The sequence below is a fragment of the Pseudomonas sp. 06C 126 genome (assembly GCF_001855215.1).
GTDB lineage: Bacteria > Pseudomonadota > Gammaproteobacteria > Pseudomonadales > Pseudomonadaceae > Aquipseudomonas > Aquipseudomonas proteolytica.
The window spans coordinates 40931-57510 of the sequence record NZ_MIFU01000085.1 but is presented as its reverse complement, the minus strand read 5'-3'; the positions used below and the strand labels follow the sequence as shown (position 1 = coordinate 57510).

16 protein-coding genes and 1 pseudogene are annotated in these 16580 nt (G+C 58.9%); 7 read left to right on the top strand and 10 right to left on the bottom strand.

Annotated features, from left to right (window positions below):
• Together BHC62_RS14105 and BHC62_RS14100 are read right to left on the bottom strand one after the other, a co-directional pair.
• Positions 1-954, bottom strand: a complete 954-nt coding sequence (locus BHC62_RS14105) for a YihY/virulence factor BrkB family protein (RefSeq protein WP_029296445.1) — start codon at positions 952-954, stop codon at positions 1-3.
• Between the two features lie 175 nt (positions 955-1129).
• On the bottom strand, positions 1130-1321 hold the full coding sequence (locus BHC62_RS14100; RefSeq protein WP_029296443.1) for a CsbD family protein: 192 nt from the start codon (positions 1319-1321) through the stop codon (positions 1130-1132).
• Positions 1322-1520: 199 nt separating this feature from the next.
• Between BHC62_RS14100 and BHC62_RS14095 the strand changes: the two genes are divergently transcribed.
• Complete coding sequence (locus BHC62_RS14095) at positions 1521-1898, top strand: hypothetical protein (RefSeq protein WP_029296441.1); 378 nt, start codon at positions 1521-1523, stop codon at positions 1896-1898.
• A 102-nt stretch (positions 1899-2000) separates the two neighbouring features.
• Here BHC62_RS14095 and fadD1 read toward each other — a convergent pair whose 3' ends face one another.
• Both fadD1 and fadD2 read right to left on the bottom strand, forming a co-directional pair.
• Positions 2001-3692, bottom strand: a complete 1692-nt coding sequence (gene fadD1 / locus BHC62_RS14090) for a long-chain-fatty-acid--CoA ligase FadD1 (protein ID WP_070995332.1) — start codon at positions 3690-3692, stop codon at positions 2001-2003.
• Positions 3693-4010: 318 nt separating this feature from the next.
• On the bottom strand, positions 4011-5699 hold the full coding sequence (fadD2, locus tag BHC62_RS14085) for a long-chain-fatty-acid--CoA ligase FadD2 (protein WP_029296437.1): 1689 nt from the start codon (positions 5697-5699) through the stop codon (positions 4011-4013).
• Positions 5700-5909: 210 nt separating this feature from the next.
• Here fadD2 and BHC62_RS14080 point away from each other — a divergent pair, with 210 nt between their 5' ends.
• Both BHC62_RS14080 and BHC62_RS14075 read left to right on the top strand, forming a co-directional pair.
• The gene (locus tag BHC62_RS14080; protein WP_070995331.1) at positions 5910-6854 is read left to right on the top strand and encodes an alpha/beta hydrolase; all 945 of its coding nucleotides are present in this window, start codon (positions 5910-5912) and stop codon (positions 6852-6854) included.
• A gap of 68 nt (positions 6855-6922) precedes the next feature.
• Entirely contained in the window at positions 6923-7393 is a 471-nt protein-coding gene (locus BHC62_RS14075; protein ID WP_029296435.1) for a MaoC family dehydratase, read from the top strand.
• 273 nt (positions 7394-7666) lie between these two features.
• Here BHC62_RS14075 and BHC62_RS14070 read toward each other — a convergent pair whose 3' ends face one another.
• Positions 7667-8134 (bottom strand): PA2169 family four-helix-bundle protein, encoded by a 468-nt coding sequence (locus BHC62_RS14070; RefSeq protein ID WP_070995330.1) that lies wholly within the window; start codon positions 8132-8134, stop codon positions 7667-7669.
• A 206-nt stretch (positions 8135-8340) separates the two neighbouring features.
• Between BHC62_RS14070 and BHC62_RS14065 the strand changes: the two genes are divergently transcribed.
• On the top strand, positions 8341-8577 hold the full coding sequence (locus BHC62_RS14065; protein WP_008056784.1) for a DUF3820 family protein: 237 nt from the start codon (positions 8341-8343) through the stop codon (positions 8575-8577).
• A 12-nt stretch (positions 8578-8589) separates the two neighbouring features.
• Entirely contained in the window at positions 8590-9762 is a 1173-nt protein-coding gene (locus tag BHC62_RS14060; protein WP_070995329.1) for an aminotransferase class V-fold PLP-dependent enzyme, read from the top strand.
• Between the two features lie 203 nt (positions 9763-9965).
• On the opposite strand, the gene BHC62_RS14055 is transcribed toward BHC62_RS14060, so the two are convergent.
• The 3 genes from BHC62_RS14055 to zwf are packed head-to-tail and all read right to left on the bottom strand — an operon-like array spanning position 9966 to position 12815.
• Positions 9966-10631, bottom strand: coding sequence for a bifunctional 4-hydroxy-2-oxoglutarate aldolase/2-dehydro-3-deoxy-phosphogluconate aldolase (locus BHC62_RS14055; protein ID WP_029296409.1), 666 nt, complete (start codon positions 10629-10631; stop codon positions 9966-9968).
• 17 nt (positions 10632-10648) lie between these two features.
• Entirely contained in the window at positions 10649-11362 is a 714-nt protein-coding gene (pgl, locus tag BHC62_RS14050; protein WP_070995328.1) for a 6-phosphogluconolactonase, read from the bottom strand.
• Positions 11349-12815 carry a glucose-6-phosphate dehydrogenase gene (gene zwf, locus BHC62_RS14045; RefSeq protein WP_029296404.1) on the bottom strand — a complete coding sequence of 489 codons (1467 nt, stop codon included), beginning with the start codon at positions 12813-12815 and terminating at the stop codon, positions 11349-11351. The genes pgl and zwf overlap by 14 nt, the downstream gene beginning before the upstream one ends.
• 219 nt (positions 12816-13034) lie before the next feature.
• On the opposite strand from zwf, the gene BHC62_RS14040 reads away from it, so the two are divergent.
• On the top strand, positions 13035-13895 hold the full coding sequence (locus BHC62_RS14040; protein ID WP_169851198.1) for a MurR/RpiR family transcriptional regulator: 861 nt from the start codon (positions 13035-13037) through the stop codon (positions 13893-13895).
• A gap of 123 nt (positions 13896-14018) precedes the next feature.
• Here the strand turns inward: BHC62_RS14040 and BHC62_RS14035 are convergent, their stop codons facing one another.
• Entirely contained in the window at positions 14019-14864 is an 846-nt protein-coding gene (locus BHC62_RS14035) for a D-hexose-6-phosphate mutarotase (RefSeq protein ID WP_029296399.1), read from the bottom strand.
• Between the two features lie 39 nt (positions 14865-14903).
• Here BHC62_RS14035 and BHC62_RS28975 point away from each other — a divergent pair.
• Positions 14904-15005: pseudogene (locus BHC62_RS28975) on the top strand (outer membrane lipoprotein carrier protein LolA); the annotation flags it as partial.
• An 88-nt stretch (positions 15006-15093) separates the two neighbouring features.
• Here the strand turns inward: BHC62_RS28975 and BHC62_RS14030 are convergent.
• Positions 15094-16440 (bottom strand): carbohydrate porin, encoded by a 1347-nt coding sequence (locus tag BHC62_RS14030; protein WP_029296397.1) that lies wholly within the window; start codon positions 16438-16440, stop codon positions 15094-15096.
• Positions 16441-16580: the final 140 nt, after the last annotated feature.

Here is a 16580-nt window from a genome sequence, read left to right as displayed (position 1 = left end):
TCAGGTTTCATCAGTGGTGGGCTTGGGAATCGAGTGGTCCCGGCCGAGGCCCGAGACATGCTGTTTTTCATCGGGGTGGTGTTCGCCAAAATCCTTCTCCCCCGGATCCTTGCCTTCGGCGGACATATGTTCGATCACCGCATTCATTTCCGCACCGAGCAACAATACGGCGGCGGAAATGTAGAAATACAACAACAGCACGATGATCGCACCGATGCTGCCATACATGGCGTTGTAGTCGGCGAAGGTCTTGACGTAATAGCCAAAACCCAATGAAGCCACGATCCAGACGACCACCGCCAGCACTGAGCCTGGCGTGATAAAGCGAAATTTCTGCTTCACATCCGGCATCACGTAGTACATCAACGCCACGGCGAACATCAGCAGGATCACGATCAAGGGCCACCGCAGGATGGTCCACAGGGTAACGACAAATTCCTGCATGCCGATCTGCCCGGCCAGCCACTCCATCACTTGCGGCCCCAGCACCATCAGCGCGGCAGCGGCCAGCAACATGCCGGCGATGCCCACGGTGTAGAGAATCGACAGCGGGAAGCGCTTCCAGATCGGCCGGCCTTCCACCACGTCGTAGGCGGCATTCATCGCGCTCATCATCAGGCGCACGCCGGCCGAGGCGGTCCACAGCGCGATGACGATACCCACCGACAGCAGCCCGCCCTTGGATTGCTGCAATTGGTCGATCACCGGGTTGACCTGCTCCAGGGCCTGGGGCGGCAGCACCAGTTCCGATTGCAGGCGCAGCCAACTGAAGAAATCCGGCAGGTGCAGGAAACCGATCAGGGCAATCAGGAACAGCAGGAAGGGGAACAGCGAAAACAGCATCTGGTAGGCCAGTGCCGAGGCGTAGGTGGGCATCTCGTCATCGATGAATTCTGTGACGGTGCGCATCAATACGCGGTGCAGCGGCAGATCTTTTAATACCGGAAAAATCATAGCGTCTCCTTTCGCCGCAAAAAGGTTGAGTTCGTGGGCGACTCAGGGGCCGTTTTCTACATCAAGGTAGCCTATTTGGCGACCTTGAAACAATTTCGAAACTTTAAACATCGGGCGTGACATAAAAACGGCCATCCGTGGATGGCCGTTGTACTGCGTGTTGCAAATGCTGGAATCAAGCCTTGTCGACGGTATTCTTTACCGCATCCTTGACCTTGCCGACCGCTTGCTGGGCTTCGCCCTTCTTCTCTTGAATCTTGCCTTCGGTCTCAAGTTTGGTGTTGTCAGTGGCTTTGCCGACACCTTGCTTGATGTTGCCGATGGCTTCGTTCGCTAAACCTTTTGCCTTATCCGCTGTGCTGCCCATGGTATTTCTCCGTAAGAACAATCAAGGGTTTTGGTCATTACGTAAGGGTTGACCCTGGGCCTCTGCGCAGAGTTTCAATTATTTGCGTGAGGCATTTCATCACCCCATACAGGTTTGGCTTTATGTTTTGCCGCCAACCCCCGAGAATGCCCGGCAGATTCAGGCTCAATCGCTGAATAACAGATCCCGTAGGAAGGTTATGAAACTCAATAAATCACAGGCCATCGCCCGCAGAAACCTGGAACTGGGCGGTGCCGTGCTCGGCGTCAACAACTGCCACTTCACCGACCTGGACCGCAAGCGCAACATCTGGTGGTTCGACCTACCGGTGGCCCGCATTGCCATTGGGCAGTACGAGTGGATTCACTTGTTGATGCACAACGCCGAGACCGACCAGTTGCTGCACTTGAAAGTACCGACCGCGTTCCTGCGTGAAAAGCTTGAAGGGTTGGTGGTGCGCAATGCGGGCAAGCGCAAGCCGGAGATTACCCTGGAGCTGAGCGCGGACAAGGACTCGTTCCTCAAGGATGTACGCCCGGCAGGCGCTGGCGTGAGCTTCGCGCAGTTCGCCCTGTAAGCAGGCGCTCAAAAATGTGGGAGCTGGCTTGCCTGCTCCCACATTTGGATTGCAGTCCAATCAGCGCCCAATAAAAAGCCCCGTATTCACGGGGCTTTTTGTTTACTTCTTCAGGCCCAACTTCTTCAGCTCTTCATCACGCAACTCACGACGCAGGATCTTGCCCACGTTGGTAGTCGGCAGCGCTTCGCGGAATTCAACAGCCTTCGGCACTTTGTAGCCGGTGACGTTGGCGCGCATATGCTCCATCACCTGCTCCTTGGTCAGCGTCGCGCCCGGCTTGACCACGATGAACAGCTTGATGTGCTCGCCCGACTTCTCGTCCGGCACACCAATGGCAGCGCACTGCAGCACGCCTGGCAAGCTTGCCAGCACGTCTTCCAGCTCGTTGGGATAGACGTTGAAACCGGAGACCAGAATCATGTCCTTCTTGCGATCAACGATACGCATGTAGCCGTCTGGCTGGATGATCGCGATATCACCGGTCTTCAACCAGCCTTGGCTGTCGAGGACTTCGGCGGTGGCGTCTTCACGCTGCCAGTAACCTTTCATCACCTGCGGGCCCTTGACGCACAGTTCGCCGATTTCGCCCAGGGGCAACTCGACGCCCTCGTCCGAGATGACCTTGCACAGCGTCGAAGGCACCGGAATGCCGATGGTGCCGATCTGGATATTCTGGATCGGGTTGACCGTGGCCACCGGGCTGGTTTCGGTCATGCCGTAGCCTTCACAGATGTTGCAGCCGGTCACGGCTTTCCAACGCTCGGCCGCCGCCAGTTGCAGGGCCATGCCGCCCGACAGGGTGACCTTGAGCGCCGAGAAATCCAGCTTGCGAAAGCCTTCGTTGTTGCACAAGGCAACGAACAGGGTGTTCAGGCCGACAAAGCCGCTGAACTTCCACTTCGACAACTCCTTGACCATCGCCGGCAGGTCGCGCGGGTTGCTGATCAGGATGTTGTGGTTGCCGATCAGCATCATCGCCATGCAATGAAAGGTGAAGGCATAGATGTGGTAAAGCGGCAGCGGTGTGATCAGGATCTCGCAACCTTCATTGAGGTTGGAGCCCATCAGCGCCTTGCACTGCAGCATGTTGGCCACCAGGTTGCGATGGGTGAGCATCGCGCCCTTGGCTACGCCGGTGGTGCCACCGGTGTATTGCAGCACGGCCACGTCTTCGCTGGCGGGACTGACTTCGTTGACCGGCTGGCCATGGCCCTTGGCCAGGACGTCGTTGAACTTGATCGCCTTGGGCAAGTGATACGCCGGGACCATTTTCTTCACGTACTTGATGACGCTGTTGATCAGCAGCCGCTTGAGCGGTGGCAGCAGGTCAGCCACTTCAGTGACGATCACATGCTTGACGCCAGTCTTGGGTACGACTTTTTCCGCCAGGTGCGCCATATTGGCCAGGCAGATAAGGGCCTTGGCCCCGGAATCGTTGAACTGGTGTTCCATTTCCCGCGCGGTGTACAGCGGGTTGGTGTTGACCACGACCAGGCCGGCACGGATGGCGCCAAACACGGCCACCGGGTATTGCAGGAGGTTGGGCAATTGCACGGCGATTCGATCACCGGGCTGCAAGTCGGTATGCTGTTGCAGGTACGCGGCAAAGGCACCGGACAGTTCGTACAACTCACCGTAGGTGATGGTCTTGCCCAGGTTGCTGAAAGCCGGTTTGTCGGCGAAGCGCTGGCAGGACTGTTTCAGTACCGCCTGAATATTTTGATACTCGTCTGGATTGATGTCTGCAGCAATCCCGGCGGGGTACTTATCCTTCCAAAAGTCTTCGATCATGGAAGCCCACTCCTCAGCGACGCGAATTCATTCACCGCATTTGATGCGATTATTATTTGTGTGTGTTTTTTTAGGTGATTCTGGCTGTTTCAAGCAGGCCGAGAGGTCACAAAGCGCGCCGAGAGTAGCAGCTTTGCAAAGGGCCGCCTAGAGCCAAAAGAGGGCCCTACAGTCATAAACATGACTCAAGAATATGCAGTAGTCATTTTTAGAGCAAAGATTCTATAACCCCTGAAACAGCTCTATTTTGCGGACTTACACCGTAAATGCAGGAGCTGGCTTGCCAGCTCCCACATTTGAATCGCATTTCAATCCAGGTCAGGCGATGTCGCGCAGCTCCCGGCGCAGGATCTTGCCTACCGGCGTCATCGGCAACGAGTCCCGCAACACAATGTGCTTGGGCACTTTGTAACCGGTGAAGTTGGCCTTGCAGTAGGTCTTCAATTCCTCAAGGCTGACGCCCTGGGCCCGCGCCACCACAAACAGCTTCACGGCCTCGCCGGTGCGTTCGTCGGGCACGCCGATCACCGCGCAGTTGGCGACGTTCGGGTGGGCCATCACTACGTCTTCGATCTCGTTGGGGTACACATTGAAGCCCGAGACGATGATCAGGTCCTTCTTGCGATCGACAATGCGCACAAACCCGTCCGGGTCGATCACCGCAATATCGCCCGTCTTGAGCCAGCCCTCGGCATCCAGGCTCTCGGCGGTGGCCGCCGGTTGCTGCCAGTAGCCCTTCATGACCTGCGGGCCCTTGATGCACAACTCGCCACGCTCGCCCAGCGGCAACTCCACGCCGGCGTCATCGATGACTTTCATCGCCGTGCCTGGCACGGGAATACCCACGGTGCCCAGACGCGATTGATCACCATAGGGGTTGGTGCTGGCCACCGGCGACGTCTCGGTCAGGCCGTAGCCTTCGCCGATGGAACAGCCGGTGATCTGCTTCCAGCGTTCGGCCGTGGCCTTGACCAGGGCCGTGCCGCCGGAGTTGGTGATCTTCAGGTGGGAGAAGTCCAGGGTCTTGAAGTCCGGGTGTTCCATCAGCGCGACAAACAGGGTGTTGAGCCCCAGCAGCCCGGTAAACCGCCACTTCTTCAACTCCTTGATAAAGCCGCCGATGTCCCGGGGATTGGTGATCAGCACGTTGTGGTTGCCGGTGACCATCATGCACATGCAGTTCGCGGTGAAGGCATAGATATGGTAGAGCGGCAACGGCGCGACCATCACCTCCTGCCCTTCCTTGACCAGCGGATGCCCGTCTTCGCGCACCTGTGACATGCACGCCCGCACCTGTTGCATGTTCGCCACCAGGTTGCCGTGGGTCAGCATCGCGCCCTTGGCCAGGCCGGTGGTGCCACCGGTGTATTGCAGCACCGCGATGTCATCCAGGGTGACCGGATGGCGGGTCACGGCCAGGCCTGCGCCCATGTGCAAGGCGCGCTTGAACGACATCGCCCGGGGCAGGCTGTAGGCCGGCACCATCTTCTTCACCTTGTCGACTACAGTGTTGATCAGCCAACCCTTGGCGGTGGGCATGAAATCGCCCATTTTGGCTTCGATCAGGTATTCGATCTCGGTGTCGGCCGCCACTTCCTGCACCCTGGAACCGAACAGGTTGAGGTAGACCAGGGCACGAATGCCTGCGTCCTTGAACTGATGACGCATTTCCCGCGGCGTGTACAGCGGGTTGGTATTGACCACCACCAGCCCGGCGCGCAAGGCGCCGAAGACGGCAATCGGATAATGCAGGACGTTGGGCATCTGCACCGCAATACGGTCGCCCGGTTTCAGGTCTGTGTGGTGTTGCAGGTAGCCGGCGAACGCCGCGCTCTGGCGCTCCAGGTCGGCGTAGGTCAGGGTGATCCCCATGTTGCTGAATGCCGGACGGTCGGCAAAGGCCTTGCAGGAACGCTCGAAGACTTCGATTACTGACTTGTACGCCGACAGGTCTAACTCATTGGGCACACCGGCCGCGCGTTTGTCATTCCAGAAATCAGGTTGCATTATTCTTGTCCTCTTACCCGAGTGTGCCCGACCGCTTCCGGCTGTTTACGGGAAGCGGAGCTTCGGGGACGTTAGCAGTTATGGCCAAACAGGCAAATACACAAAAACGTGTCATTGATTGTATGAATCTTGCCCCTGAGGCCAAGGGTGATCAGACGCCCGCCCACAGATGAGCTATACACTGCAACGACCCTGAGCAAAGGAAGCGCCATGAACCACACCACTTTCTGGCTGACCGCGAATGACCGCAGCCGCCTGCACGTCAACCAGTGGCTCCCGGACGAAACGCCCACGGCGCTGGTGATGCTGGCCCATGGCATGGCCGAGCATAGCGGCCGTTATGCGCGCCTGGCCCAGGCCTTGTGTGGCGCCGGCTACGGTGTGTATGCCCCGGACCTGCGCGGGCACGGCCGCACCGCCGATGAAGGTACCCTGGGCCTGTACGCCGAGCGGGATGGCTGGAACAAGGTGGTGGGTGACCTGGCCGCCCTCAACCAGCATATCGGCCAACAGGCCCCCGGTGTACCGATCATCCTGTTGGGCCACAGCATGGGCAGCTATATCGCCCAGGCCTATCTGCTGCACCACAGCGCCAGCCTGCACGGGGCGATTCTCAGTGGCTCGAATTTCCAGCCGGTGGCCCTGTACCGCGCCGCCCAACTGATCGCCCGCGCCGAACGCTTGCGCCAGGGCCTGCGGGGGCGCAGCGCGCTGATCGAGTTCCTGTCGTTCGGCTCGTTCAACAAGGCCTTCAAACCCAACCGAACGGCATTCGACTGGTTGAGCCGCGATCCGGACGAAGTGGACAAGTACATCAATGATCCCTTGTGCGGCTTTCGCTGCACCAACCAGCTGTGGATCGACTTGCTCGGTGGCTTGCAGCAAATCAGCAAAGCGTCCAATCTCAAACAGATTGATCCGGGCCTGCCGATCCTGGTGATGGGTGGCGAATGTGATCCGGTCAGTGAAGGCAAGCGTCTCACCAGCCTGGCCAACGCGCTGCGCGATGCGGGCTGCCAGAACCTGCAATTGAATATTTACCCGCAGGCCCGGCACGAACTGTTCAATGAAACCAACCGCGATGCGGTCACCGCCGATGTGCTGGCGTGGATGGCCCAGGCCGTGAACCATCGCCGGCCGGCACGCTGCGAATGAACAGAAAAATATTTTCGTTTAAAATCAACGAATTAAGACTATCGATTAGCCACAGGATGCACGATTAGATGACCCAGGTTACCAACACGCCTTACGAAGCCCTCGAAGTCGGCCAGAAAGCCACCTACAGCAAAACCGTGGAAGAGCGCGATATCCAGCTGTTCGCGGCGATGTCCGGCGACCATAACCCGGTGCACCTGGATGCGGAGTTTGCCAAGGCGACCATGTTCAAGGAGCGTATCGCCCACGGCATGTTCAGCGGCGCATTGATCAGCGCGGCAGTCGCCTGTGAGTTGCCTGGGCCGGGCACCATCTATATCGGCCAGCAGATGAGCTTCCAGAAACCGGTGAAAATCGGCGACACCCTGACCGTACGTCTGGAAATTCTCGAGAAGCTACCCAAGTTCCGCGTGCGGATTGCCACCCAGGTGTTCAACCAGCGTGATGAGTTGGTAGTGGATGGCGAAGCGGAGATCCTCGCACCGCGCAAGCAACAGGTCGTGACCTTGACCCAATTGCCAGCGATCAGCATCGGCTGAAAATCCCTGGTCCTGTGAAAGCAAAATAATGTAGGAGCGGGCTTGCCCGCGATGGCGGTGAAGCAGTCGATATCTAAATTGACTGATCCACCGCCATCGCAGGCAAGCCAGCTCCCACAGTTGTTTTGGGGCGTACTCAAACATCCTGCCCGGCACAAACCCCTTGTGGGAGCGGGCTTGCCCGCGATGGCGATGTGGTAGTCGACATCTAAATTGACCGATCCACCGCCATCGCAGGCAAGCCAGCTCCCACAGTTGTTACTGCGAGGCTACTCAGGACTGGGCGCGGGCCTGGTTACGCAGGGCTTTGACCTGGTCATGGTTGCGCTGTGCGCCGTGGTACTGACGCTCAACCAGGTCACGAATACCGACCAGGTTGTGCTTGTTGATTTTCTCGATGGCTTCTTTGTAAGCCTTCAACGCATGGTCTTCACCACGCTCGGCTTCGTTGAGGACTGCTTCTTCATCCTTGCCAGTCACCAGCGACTTCACGTCAACCCAGCCACGATGCAGGGCGCCAGCAACGCTGCCGGAATCTTCCGGGTCACCACCCAAGGCACGCACGGCTGTCTGCAGTTCGGCAGCCGCCGTGGCGCAGTCAGTTGAACGCTTGGTGAACAGCGCCTTGAGCTCTGGGTGCTTGATGTCTTCTGCGCAGGTCTTGAAGCCTTCCTGGCCGTCTTTACTGGTTTCGATCAGGTCGTTGAGTACGGAGATCGATTCTTTGTTGATGTCAGTCATTTTTCAATTCCTTCACAGGTTTAGAAACGTACTGGGGTAGTTGCAGCGCCCGTGCCAGGTCTTGAATTAAAAATTAAACCTTAATTTTCAACGAGTTATAAATAAACTCCAAATCTGTATCCGCTTTATTTGCATGATCTGTCATTTGGCCTTCATGCAGAATGCCTGTATTTTCCAGGGCATCCTCCTGATTGCCTGAAGCACCTATGAACCCCGAAAAACTCGAACTGCTGATCACCCGCCAAATGCCGTTCGGCAAGTACAAGGGCCGGATCATTGCCGACCTGCCCGGTCCTTACCTGAACTGGTTTGCCCGCGAGGGTTTCCCCCACGGCGAGTTAGGCGGCCTGCTGGCGTTGATGCAGGAAATCGATCACAACGGCCTGTCCGAACTGCTCGAACCGCTGCGCGCCAAACACGGTAAACCTGCCCCTCGCCACTAATCGAGCCCGACCATGCCCTACACCCGCGACGAGGCCTACTGGCAGGCCATTGCCCAGCGCTATGAGCTGGAACCCGGCCCCATCAACCTGGAAAACGGCTACTTCGGCCGTATGAGCCGGGCGGTGCTGGCGCAATATCAGGAGCATGTGGCCTTTATCAATCGCAGCAACTCGGTGCATGTGCGCCAACGTTTCGAGCAAGGAGACAATGTCGAGATTCGCCGGCAACTGGCCGAATTAATCAATGTCGATCCAGAAGCCATCGCCTTCACCCGCAATGCCACCGAAGCCCTGCAATCGTTGATCCGCAACTACAACCGCCTGCAACCGGGCGACCAGGTGCTGATCAGTGACCTGGAATACGACACGGTCAAGGGCGCCATGCGTTGGCTCGCCGGCTACCGGGGTGTGGAGGTGATAGAAGTGTCCCACGCCCACCCGGCCAGTTTCGACAGCCTGGTGCAGACCTATCGCGATACCTTCAGCCGCTACCCGCGCCTGAAGCTGATGGCGCTGACCTATGTCACCCACCGTACGGGCCTGGTTATGCCGGTAGAGGCCATCGCCCGGGCTGCACGGGAATCTGGCGTCGAAATCATCCTCGATGGCGCCCATGCGTTGGGCCAGATCGACTTCGACCTGGCCCAACTGGGCATCTCGTTCGCGGGTTTTAACCTGCACAAGTGGATCGGTGCGCCGCTGACCCTGGGCTTTTTGTACATAGCCCCTGAGCGCCTGGCCCAGATTGATCCGGACATGGCCGAGTTCCATTACCCGATCACCGATGTGCGTGCCCGTACGCCCTACAGCACACCGAATTTTCCGGCGCTGATGACCTTACCGCTCGTGCTTGAAGAACATCGAGCCTTGGGCGGCGCGCATGCCAAGGGTGCGCGGGTGAAGTACCTGCGTGACCTGTGGGTGAGCCAGGTGCGGCCATTGCCGGGGATCGAGGTGCTGACCTCGGATGATCCACGGCTGTATTGCGCGATTACGGCGTTCAAGTTCATCGGGCGCGACCAGCAGGTGATGGCGGATCGATTGCTCGATGAGTACAACCTGTTTACCACCCTGCGCAGCGGGGCGGCATTTGGCAGTTGTATCCGGGTGACGCCGGGGTTGGTGACCTCGGCGGCGGACATCGGCGTGCTGGTCAACGCGATTACCGAATTGAACACCGATTAAAATGTGGGAGCGGGCTTGCTCGCGAATGCGCGGTGACAGTCACTGAATGTGTTGAATGACCCACCGCATTCGCGAGCAAGCCCGCTCCCACAGTTCGATTGCCGTGATTTCAAGGTTTTCTGTAGGCAAAAAAAAGCGGCACACCGACCAAGTGCACCGCAAACATGCCGTGAAGCACAGCAACAACGATTCGGTAAATCAGATCAATCGAGCAGCGCCAGCGCCTCGGCGGTGACTTCCTGGATACGCCCCCAGTCGCCGTCCTTGATCCACTGTGGATCAAGCATCCAGCTACCGCCCACGCACATCACGTTTTTCAACGCCATGTAGTTTTTGATGTTGGCCGGGCCAACGCCGCCAGTCGGGCAGAATTTCACTTCGCCAAACGGCCCACCCAAGGCCTTGATTGCTGCCACGCCGCCGCTGACTTCCGCGGGGAACAGCTTGAAGCGGCGATAACCCAGGCCATAGCCTTCCATGATGCCGGAGGCATTGCTGATGCCAGGCAGCAGCGGGATCGGGCTGTCGACACTGGCTTCGAGCAGGTCGCGGGTAATGCCGGGGGTGACGATGAACTGCGAACCCGCCGCCTCGGCTGCCGCCAGCATGGTGCGATCGAGCACCGTGCCCGCACCGGTGACCAGCTCCGGACGCTGCTCACGCAGGACCTGGATAGCCTTGAGGCCGAACTGCGAACGCAGGGTCACTTCCAGCGCGGTCAAGCCACCCGCCGCCAGGGCATCAGCCAGGGGCAGAATGTCCTGCTCGCGGGCAATGGTGATCACCGGCAGGATCCGCGCCTTGGCGCAGAGGCTGTCGATCAGGGCAACTTTATCCGCCATGGACACGGTCGGGTGAGGGCTTTTCATAGCGGCTGATCCTTGGCTCATGGGCACCAGTAAATCTCTAGAGTAGGTTGCAAAAACGCGCGAATCGGCATGCCGGCAACATCGTCGCCAGCCAGCGCTTCGCTCAGGGTGTGGAGTTTCGAATCGCCGGCAATCGACAACACGGTGTAACGGGCACTGGCCAGCAACGCACGGCTCATGGTCAGGCGCTGATGGGGCACGCTCGGCGCCAGCATCGGCCAGCAACGACGAGTGCCATCCGGCTTCAAGGCTTCGGCCAGGTTCGGGCTGTTGGGGAACAGGGAGGCGGTATGCCCGTCATCGCCCATGCCCAGCACCAGCACATCAATTGCCGGCAGTTCAGCCAGCAGGCGATCGGCCTGTTCGGCAGCACCGTCCAGGTTCACCGCAGCACTGTAGAGGCTCAAGAACCGGGCCTTGGCCGCCGGGCCTTGCAGCAGATGTTTTTTCAACAGGCCGGCGTTGCTGTCGGCATGCTCGACCGGCACCCAGCGCTCGTCGGCCAGGGTGATCGTCACCTTGGACCAGTCCAGGCCCTGCTTGGCCAGGTTCTGGAAAAACGCCACCGGGCTGCGGCCACCGGACACCACCAGCGTCGCCTCGCCCCGGGCACTGATGGCCGCGCGCAGTTGTTCGGCCACGTCATTGGCCAAGCCTTCGGCCAGCAGTACCGGCGTGCGGTACTCGTGGGGTGTTACGCCTTGCGGCAGTTTCAAATCAGATATCGCCATACCACGACCTCCCATCCCGCGTGATCAGTGCAATGGAGCTCATCGGCCCCCAGGAACCCGCCGCGTACGGCTTGGGTGCATCACCGGACTTCTTCCACCCGGCGATCAACTGGTCACACCACTTCCACGCGGCTTCGATTTCATCTTTACGGACAAACAGGTTCTGATTGCCGCGCATCACTTCCAGCAACAACCGTTCGTAGGCATCGGGGATCCGCGTACTACGGTAGGTGTCGGAAAAATTCAGTTGCAGTGGCCCGCTGCGCAGTTGCATGCCTTTATCCAGGCCCTGCTCCTTGGTCATCACACGCAAGGAAATACCTTCGTCCGGTTGCAGGCGGATGATCAGCTTGTTGCTGATCTGCAGGCGCTGCTCGGGGGCGAAGATATAGTGGGACGGTTCCTTGAAATGGATGACGATCTGCGACAGTTTTTGCGGCATGCGCTTACCGGTGCGCAGGTAGAACGGCACCCCGGCCCAACGCCAGTTGCGGATATCGGCACGCAGGGCAACGAAGGTTTCGGTGTCGCTCTGGGTGTTGGAATTCTCTTCTTCCAGGTAGCCCGGTACCGGTTTGCCGGCGCTGTAGCCGGCGATGTACTGGCCGCGCACTACCTGGGTGGTCAGGCCTTCGGGGCTGATCGGCGCCAGGGCCTTGAGCACCTTGACCTTCTCATCGCGGATGCTATCGGCCGACAGGTCGGCCGGCGGGTCCATGGCAATCAGGCAGAGCAATTGCAGCAGGTGGTTCTGGATCATGTCCCGCAGTTGCCCGGCCTTGTCGAAGTAGCCCCAGCGGCCTTCGATACCCACCTGCTCGGCCACGGTGATTTCCACGTGGGAGATGTAGTGCTGGTTCCACTGGGTTTCAAACAGGCTATTGGCAAAACGCAGGGCGATCAGGTTCTGGACCGTCTCTTTGCCCAGGTAGTGGTCTATGCGGTAGGTACGGTTTTCCGGGAAAAACTGCGCCACGGCGTCGTTGACCTTGCGCGAGGATTCCAGGTCCGAACCGATGGGCTTTTCCAGGACAACGCGGGTATTTTCCGCCAGGCCAACCTTGGACAGGTTCTCGCAAATCGCGCCATACACCGCGGCCGGGGTGGCGAAGTAGGCGATCAGGCGTTGTTCGGTGCCGGCCTTGGCGGCCAGGGCCACGTAGTCATCGGCGTTCATGAAGTCGACGTGCACGTAGGCCAGACGCGCCAGGAAGCGCGCGGCCACCGCTTCATCCAGCTCTTGGCCGACGTACTTGCGCAGTTCGTGCTCGATGTGGTCCAGGTGCTGCTGCTCGGAACCGGCCTCGCGGGCCAGGGCCAGGATGCGAGTGTCGGCGTGCAAGAGCCCGGCGCCATCGAGTTGATAGAGGGCAGGAAATAACTTGCGCAGCGCCAGATCACCCAAGGCGCCAAACAGGGCAAAGGTGCAGGGTTCCACGGTTATCGAAGGCATGATGTTTGTTCTTTTATCAAGTTAAGCTACAAATACCTTTTTTCAAGGCATCACTCAAGGAAAAATGTAGTAATAACCACAACATTTTCCCAAAAAACGCATTGCGAGTGGTGGTGTTCAACTACCCTCAGTAGGATAGGCCACCGCCAAGGGCCGCTCGTCGACCTTTTACTGGCCCCTACTTGCATCGTCGCCCGAAGGAAAGACTGAATGGACCGCGTGCGAAATCTTCTGGAACAGATCCGGAACCGCCTCGAAGAATTGAACAAGGCCGAGAAAAAAGTCGCCGAGGTCATCCTGCTCAACCCACAGCAGGCGACCCGCTTCTCTATCGCGGCCCTCGCCCAAGCCGCCTCGGTCAGTGAACCGACGGTCAACCGTTTCTGCCGCTCGTTCGGCGTCAGTGGTTACCCTGAACTGAAATTGCAGCTGGCGCAAAGCCTGGCCAGTGGCGCGGCCTATGTCAGCCGCGCGGTGGAGGCCGATGATAACCCCGAGGCCTACACGCAGAAGATTTTTGGCAGCGCCATTGCCTCACTGGACAGCGCCTGCCAGGCCCTGGACCCCAACCTGATCAGCAAGGCCGTGGACCTGCTGATCCAGGCGCGGCAGATCCACTTCTTTGGCCTGGGGGCTTCGGCGCCGGTGGCCATGGATGCCCTGCACAAATTCTTCCGTTTCAACCTGTCGGTGACCGCCCATGCGGACGTGCTGATGCAGCGGATGATTGCCTCAGTGGCGCATACCGGCGAGCTATTTGTGATTATTTCCTACACCGGCCGTACCCGTGAGTTGGTGGAAGTGGCGCGTATTGCGCGGGAAAACGGTGCTTCGGTGCTGGGCGTAACTGCCGAGAACTCGCCACTGGCCAAGGCCAGTACGGTGAGCCTGAACATCCCGTTGCCGGAAGACACCGACATCTATATGCCAATGACCTCGCGGATCATTCAGTTGACGGTGTTGGATGTACTGGCTACGGGCATGACCTTGCGTCGCGGGGTGGATTTCCAGCCGCATTTGCGCAAGATCAAAGAGAGTTTGAACGACAGCCGGTATCCGGTTGGGGATGAGTTCAACTAAAGCTGGAACCTCCTCAAGCAGGGCCGGCCCTATCGCGGGCAAGCCCGCTCCCACATTTTTGATTGGTGAACACATTCGAATGTGGGAGCGGGGTTGCCCGCAAAGACGCCTTCAGCAACACCGCTAAACCCCAGCCCGGGCCTGCAGACTCAAATGCGCCCTCTCCCCCGGCGCCAGGCAGGCCCCGGCCATGGCCGACTCGACACACACAAAGCCCGACGCTTCATTAAAGCTCACCCCCAGCAATGGCCGGCTGCCCGGATGCCAGACCACCGTGTCTGCACTGTCACCCGTATCAATGCACAACTCGCGCTGCCACGCATGGTCCTTGAGCTGCAATTCGCCTTCATGCTGGAACACGCGCTGGCAGCCGCCATCGACGCGCAGCTCACCTTCCTGCTGGCAGGCCTGGCGGCTCAACTGGTCGTAACCTTGCGCACCCTCTAGCCCAGACAGCGCTATCTCACCAACGTGACCAATACGCCAATAAGCGTGCAAAGCGTGGCTCAATTGGCACGGCAGTTCGTCCTGGTGCTCGGTGCTCAAGCGCAATTGCAGGCTTTCACCCAAGTGCGCATGCAGGTCCACCTGCCAATCGCACAACTGCAATTGCCAGTGCAGGCGCACGCCGTCCTCGCCGGTGCTGCTGTCCAACAGCTTCCAGTCGATCAGGCGCGCCCAGCCATGGGAAGGCCAGGCGTTTTCGCTGGGATGACGGCCATACCACGGCCAGCACACGGGCACGCCGCCACGAATCGCCCCAACTTGCGGCCACTTTGCCGCGCACCACAGCCATGGCTTCTGGCCCGTAGGCTGGAAGTGCAGCAATTGCGCGCCCTGGCGGCTGAACACCGCCTGGCAGAGCGGGTGATCGATCACCAGCACGTCACGCATCTGGAAGCGCTCCCAGGCAAACACCGGTTGCTCGCGCAGGGATTTGAAAAAGCGTTGCAGCGGTTGCTCATGCATGTGCCACGGTCCTGATAATCATGTCGCGCAAATGCGCCCATACCTGTAGGAGCGAGCTTGCTCGCGAAGATCGTTAACGCTGACGCGGGCATTTTGGATGAACGCGGCGCTCTCAAGTTTTTCGCGAGCAAGCTCGCTCCTGCAGGGCTGTTCGCCCTTCGCAAAAAAAAGCGGATAGCCATGGCTACCCGCAAATGCGCACAGAGAGAAGGAGCTTATCGCAACAGCGTTAGAACACCGACTGAATTTTCAGGCCGGCCACCAGCGCGTTGTCGACTTTATCCACGCCGCCCGGTTGGACAACGTATTGCAGGTTGGGACGCACGGTCAGCCAGTTGGTGACGTGGAAGCCGTAGTTGATTTCGAAGTTGTACTCGGTTTCGCGCAGCGGCGAGAACCGCGCATTGTCGTAGTCACTCACACCGTTGGAAATGTTGCGCAGCTCGGCGTTTTTCTTCACGTCGTCGTTGACGTGCAGACGTGCGGCGCCAATCCCTACGTCATCTTTTGGACGCGCGTCGAATGGGCCTTTGTACACCAGCATGATCGACTGGTAGTTATCGACGGTGTTGGTTTCTTTGTCGTGGAACGTGGCGTTGGCAGCGATATTCAGACCACGAGAGGCGTCGCCGTTGTGGGTGGTGAGTTGCTGTTGCGCAACGAACCAATAGCCTTTCTTGCTGCTGCGGGTGCGGTAGTCAGCGCCAGTGGTGGCGGCATCGTTACCGTTGACGTCCTCACGCACATCAGGAGCATCGGCGGCGCTCTTGTAGTAACCCACGCGGTATTCGCCCGGCAGGTTATTGACCTTCGGCGACCAGACCAACTCCACCGGAATCACGGTGCCCTTGGTGCCACTGCCGCTGAGTTTGAAGCCGTTGCCGTGCTCCAGTTGCGACGGGTTCTGGTTGTACGCACCGATCTGCGCATACAGCTCAGGGGTGATGTGGTACTTCACGCGGATCGCGGCCTGGCTGACCGGCCAGTTGTACCAGGTGTTGACGTAGTTACCCACTTGGGAGCCGCAGAACGACAGGTTCTGGAAGTCGCATGGGAAGGTGTTGAAGTCTTCGCCTTCACCGAAGTAACCGAGTTTTACATCCAGCTTGTTGTCGAACATCTGGTGCTGAATCCAGAACTGGGTCAGGCGCACCATATGGCCACGGCCGTACACTTCTTGAGATGAACTCAAGGTGCCTGCACGCGGGTCGCCAATACGGTCATTGGAAATGTTACGACCATTACGGCTGGTCATCTGGATCTTGGCCTGGGTGTTGTCCCAGCCCCACAGCTTTTGCAGGTCCAGCGCTACGCCGAGGCCGAACTGGTCAGCGTAACGACCGGTCTTGTCATCGTTGTAGCCGCCGCGCGCGTTGTAGCCCGCTTCCCCAACGTAGTCGGCCTTGATGTCGATACCCTGCTCGATCAGCTTGGTTCGCTCGCCGCCCCAATCGCCGGTCATCCATTTGGAGTCGGCGCTGAAGGCTTCGTCTGCCATCGCATTGGCGGACAAAACCAGGGCTGCTGCCGCTGACAGTTGGCAGATCAGCCGGGTGTTGTTGTGTTGCTTTTTCATCCCTACATCCTCGTCTTTATTGTTATTAACTGTTTTTATCTAACGCGGTTTACATCTATTTTTATCTGAAGTAGGAGCGAGCTTGCTCGCGAAGATCGTTAACGCTGACGCGGGCATCCTGGATGAACGCGGCGCTCTCA

Excerpts from the sequence above, each read along its gene's own strand:
- BHC62_RS14105 (WP_029296445.1), bottom strand. The coding sequence starts at position 954 with ATGATTTTTCCGGTATTAAAAGATCTGCCGCTGCACCGCGTATTGATG.
- BHC62_RS14100 (WP_029296443.1), bottom strand. The coding sequence starts at position 1,321 with ATGGGCAGCACAGCGGATAAGGCAAAAGGTTTAGCGAACGAAGCCATC.
- BHC62_RS14095 (WP_029296441.1), top strand. The coding sequence starts at position 1,521 with ATGAAACTCAATAAATCACAGGCCATCGCCCGCAGAAACCTGGAACTG.
- fadD1 (WP_070995332.1), bottom strand. The coding sequence starts at position 3,692 with ATGATCGAAGACTTTTGGAAGGATAAGTACCCCGCCGGGATTGCTGCA.
- fadD2 (WP_029296437.1), bottom strand. The coding sequence starts at position 5,699 with ATGCAACCTGATTTCTGGAATGACAAACGCGCGGCCGGTGTGCCCAAT.
- BHC62_RS14080 (WP_070995331.1), top strand. The coding sequence starts at position 5,910 with ATGAACCACACCACTTTCTGGCTGACCGCGAATGACCGCAGCCGCCTG.
- BHC62_RS14075 (WP_029296435.1), top strand. The coding sequence starts at position 6,923 with ATGACCCAGGTTACCAACACGCCTTACGAAGCCCTCGAAGTCGGCCAG.
- BHC62_RS14070 (WP_070995330.1), bottom strand. The coding sequence starts at position 8,134 with ATGACTGACATCAACAAAGAATCGATCTCCGTACTCAACGACCTGATC.
- BHC62_RS14065 (WP_008056784.1), top strand. The coding sequence starts at position 8,341 with ATGAACCCCGAAAAACTCGAACTGCTGATCACCCGCCAAATGCCGTTC.
- BHC62_RS14060 (WP_070995329.1), top strand. The coding sequence starts at position 8,590 with ATGCCCTACACCCGCGACGAGGCCTACTGGCAGGCCATTGCCCAGCGC.
- BHC62_RS14055 (WP_029296409.1), bottom strand. The coding sequence starts at position 10,631 with ATGAAAAGCCCTCACCCGACCGTGTCCATGGCGGATAAAGTTGCCCTG.
- pgl (WP_070995328.1), bottom strand. The coding sequence starts at position 11,362 with ATGGCGATATCTGATTTGAAACTGCCGCAAGGCGTAACACCCCACGAG.
- zwf (WP_029296404.1), bottom strand. The coding sequence starts at position 12,815 with ATGCCTTCGATAACCGTGGAACCCTGCACCTTTGCCCTGTTTGGCGCC.
- BHC62_RS14035 (WP_029296399.1), bottom strand. The coding sequence starts at position 14,864 with ATGCATGAGCAACCGCTGCAACGCTTTTTCAAATCCCTGCGCGAGCAA.
- BHC62_RS14030 (WP_029296397.1), bottom strand. The coding sequence starts at position 16,440 with ATGAAAAAGCAACACAACAACACCCGGCTGATCTGCCAACTGTCAGCG.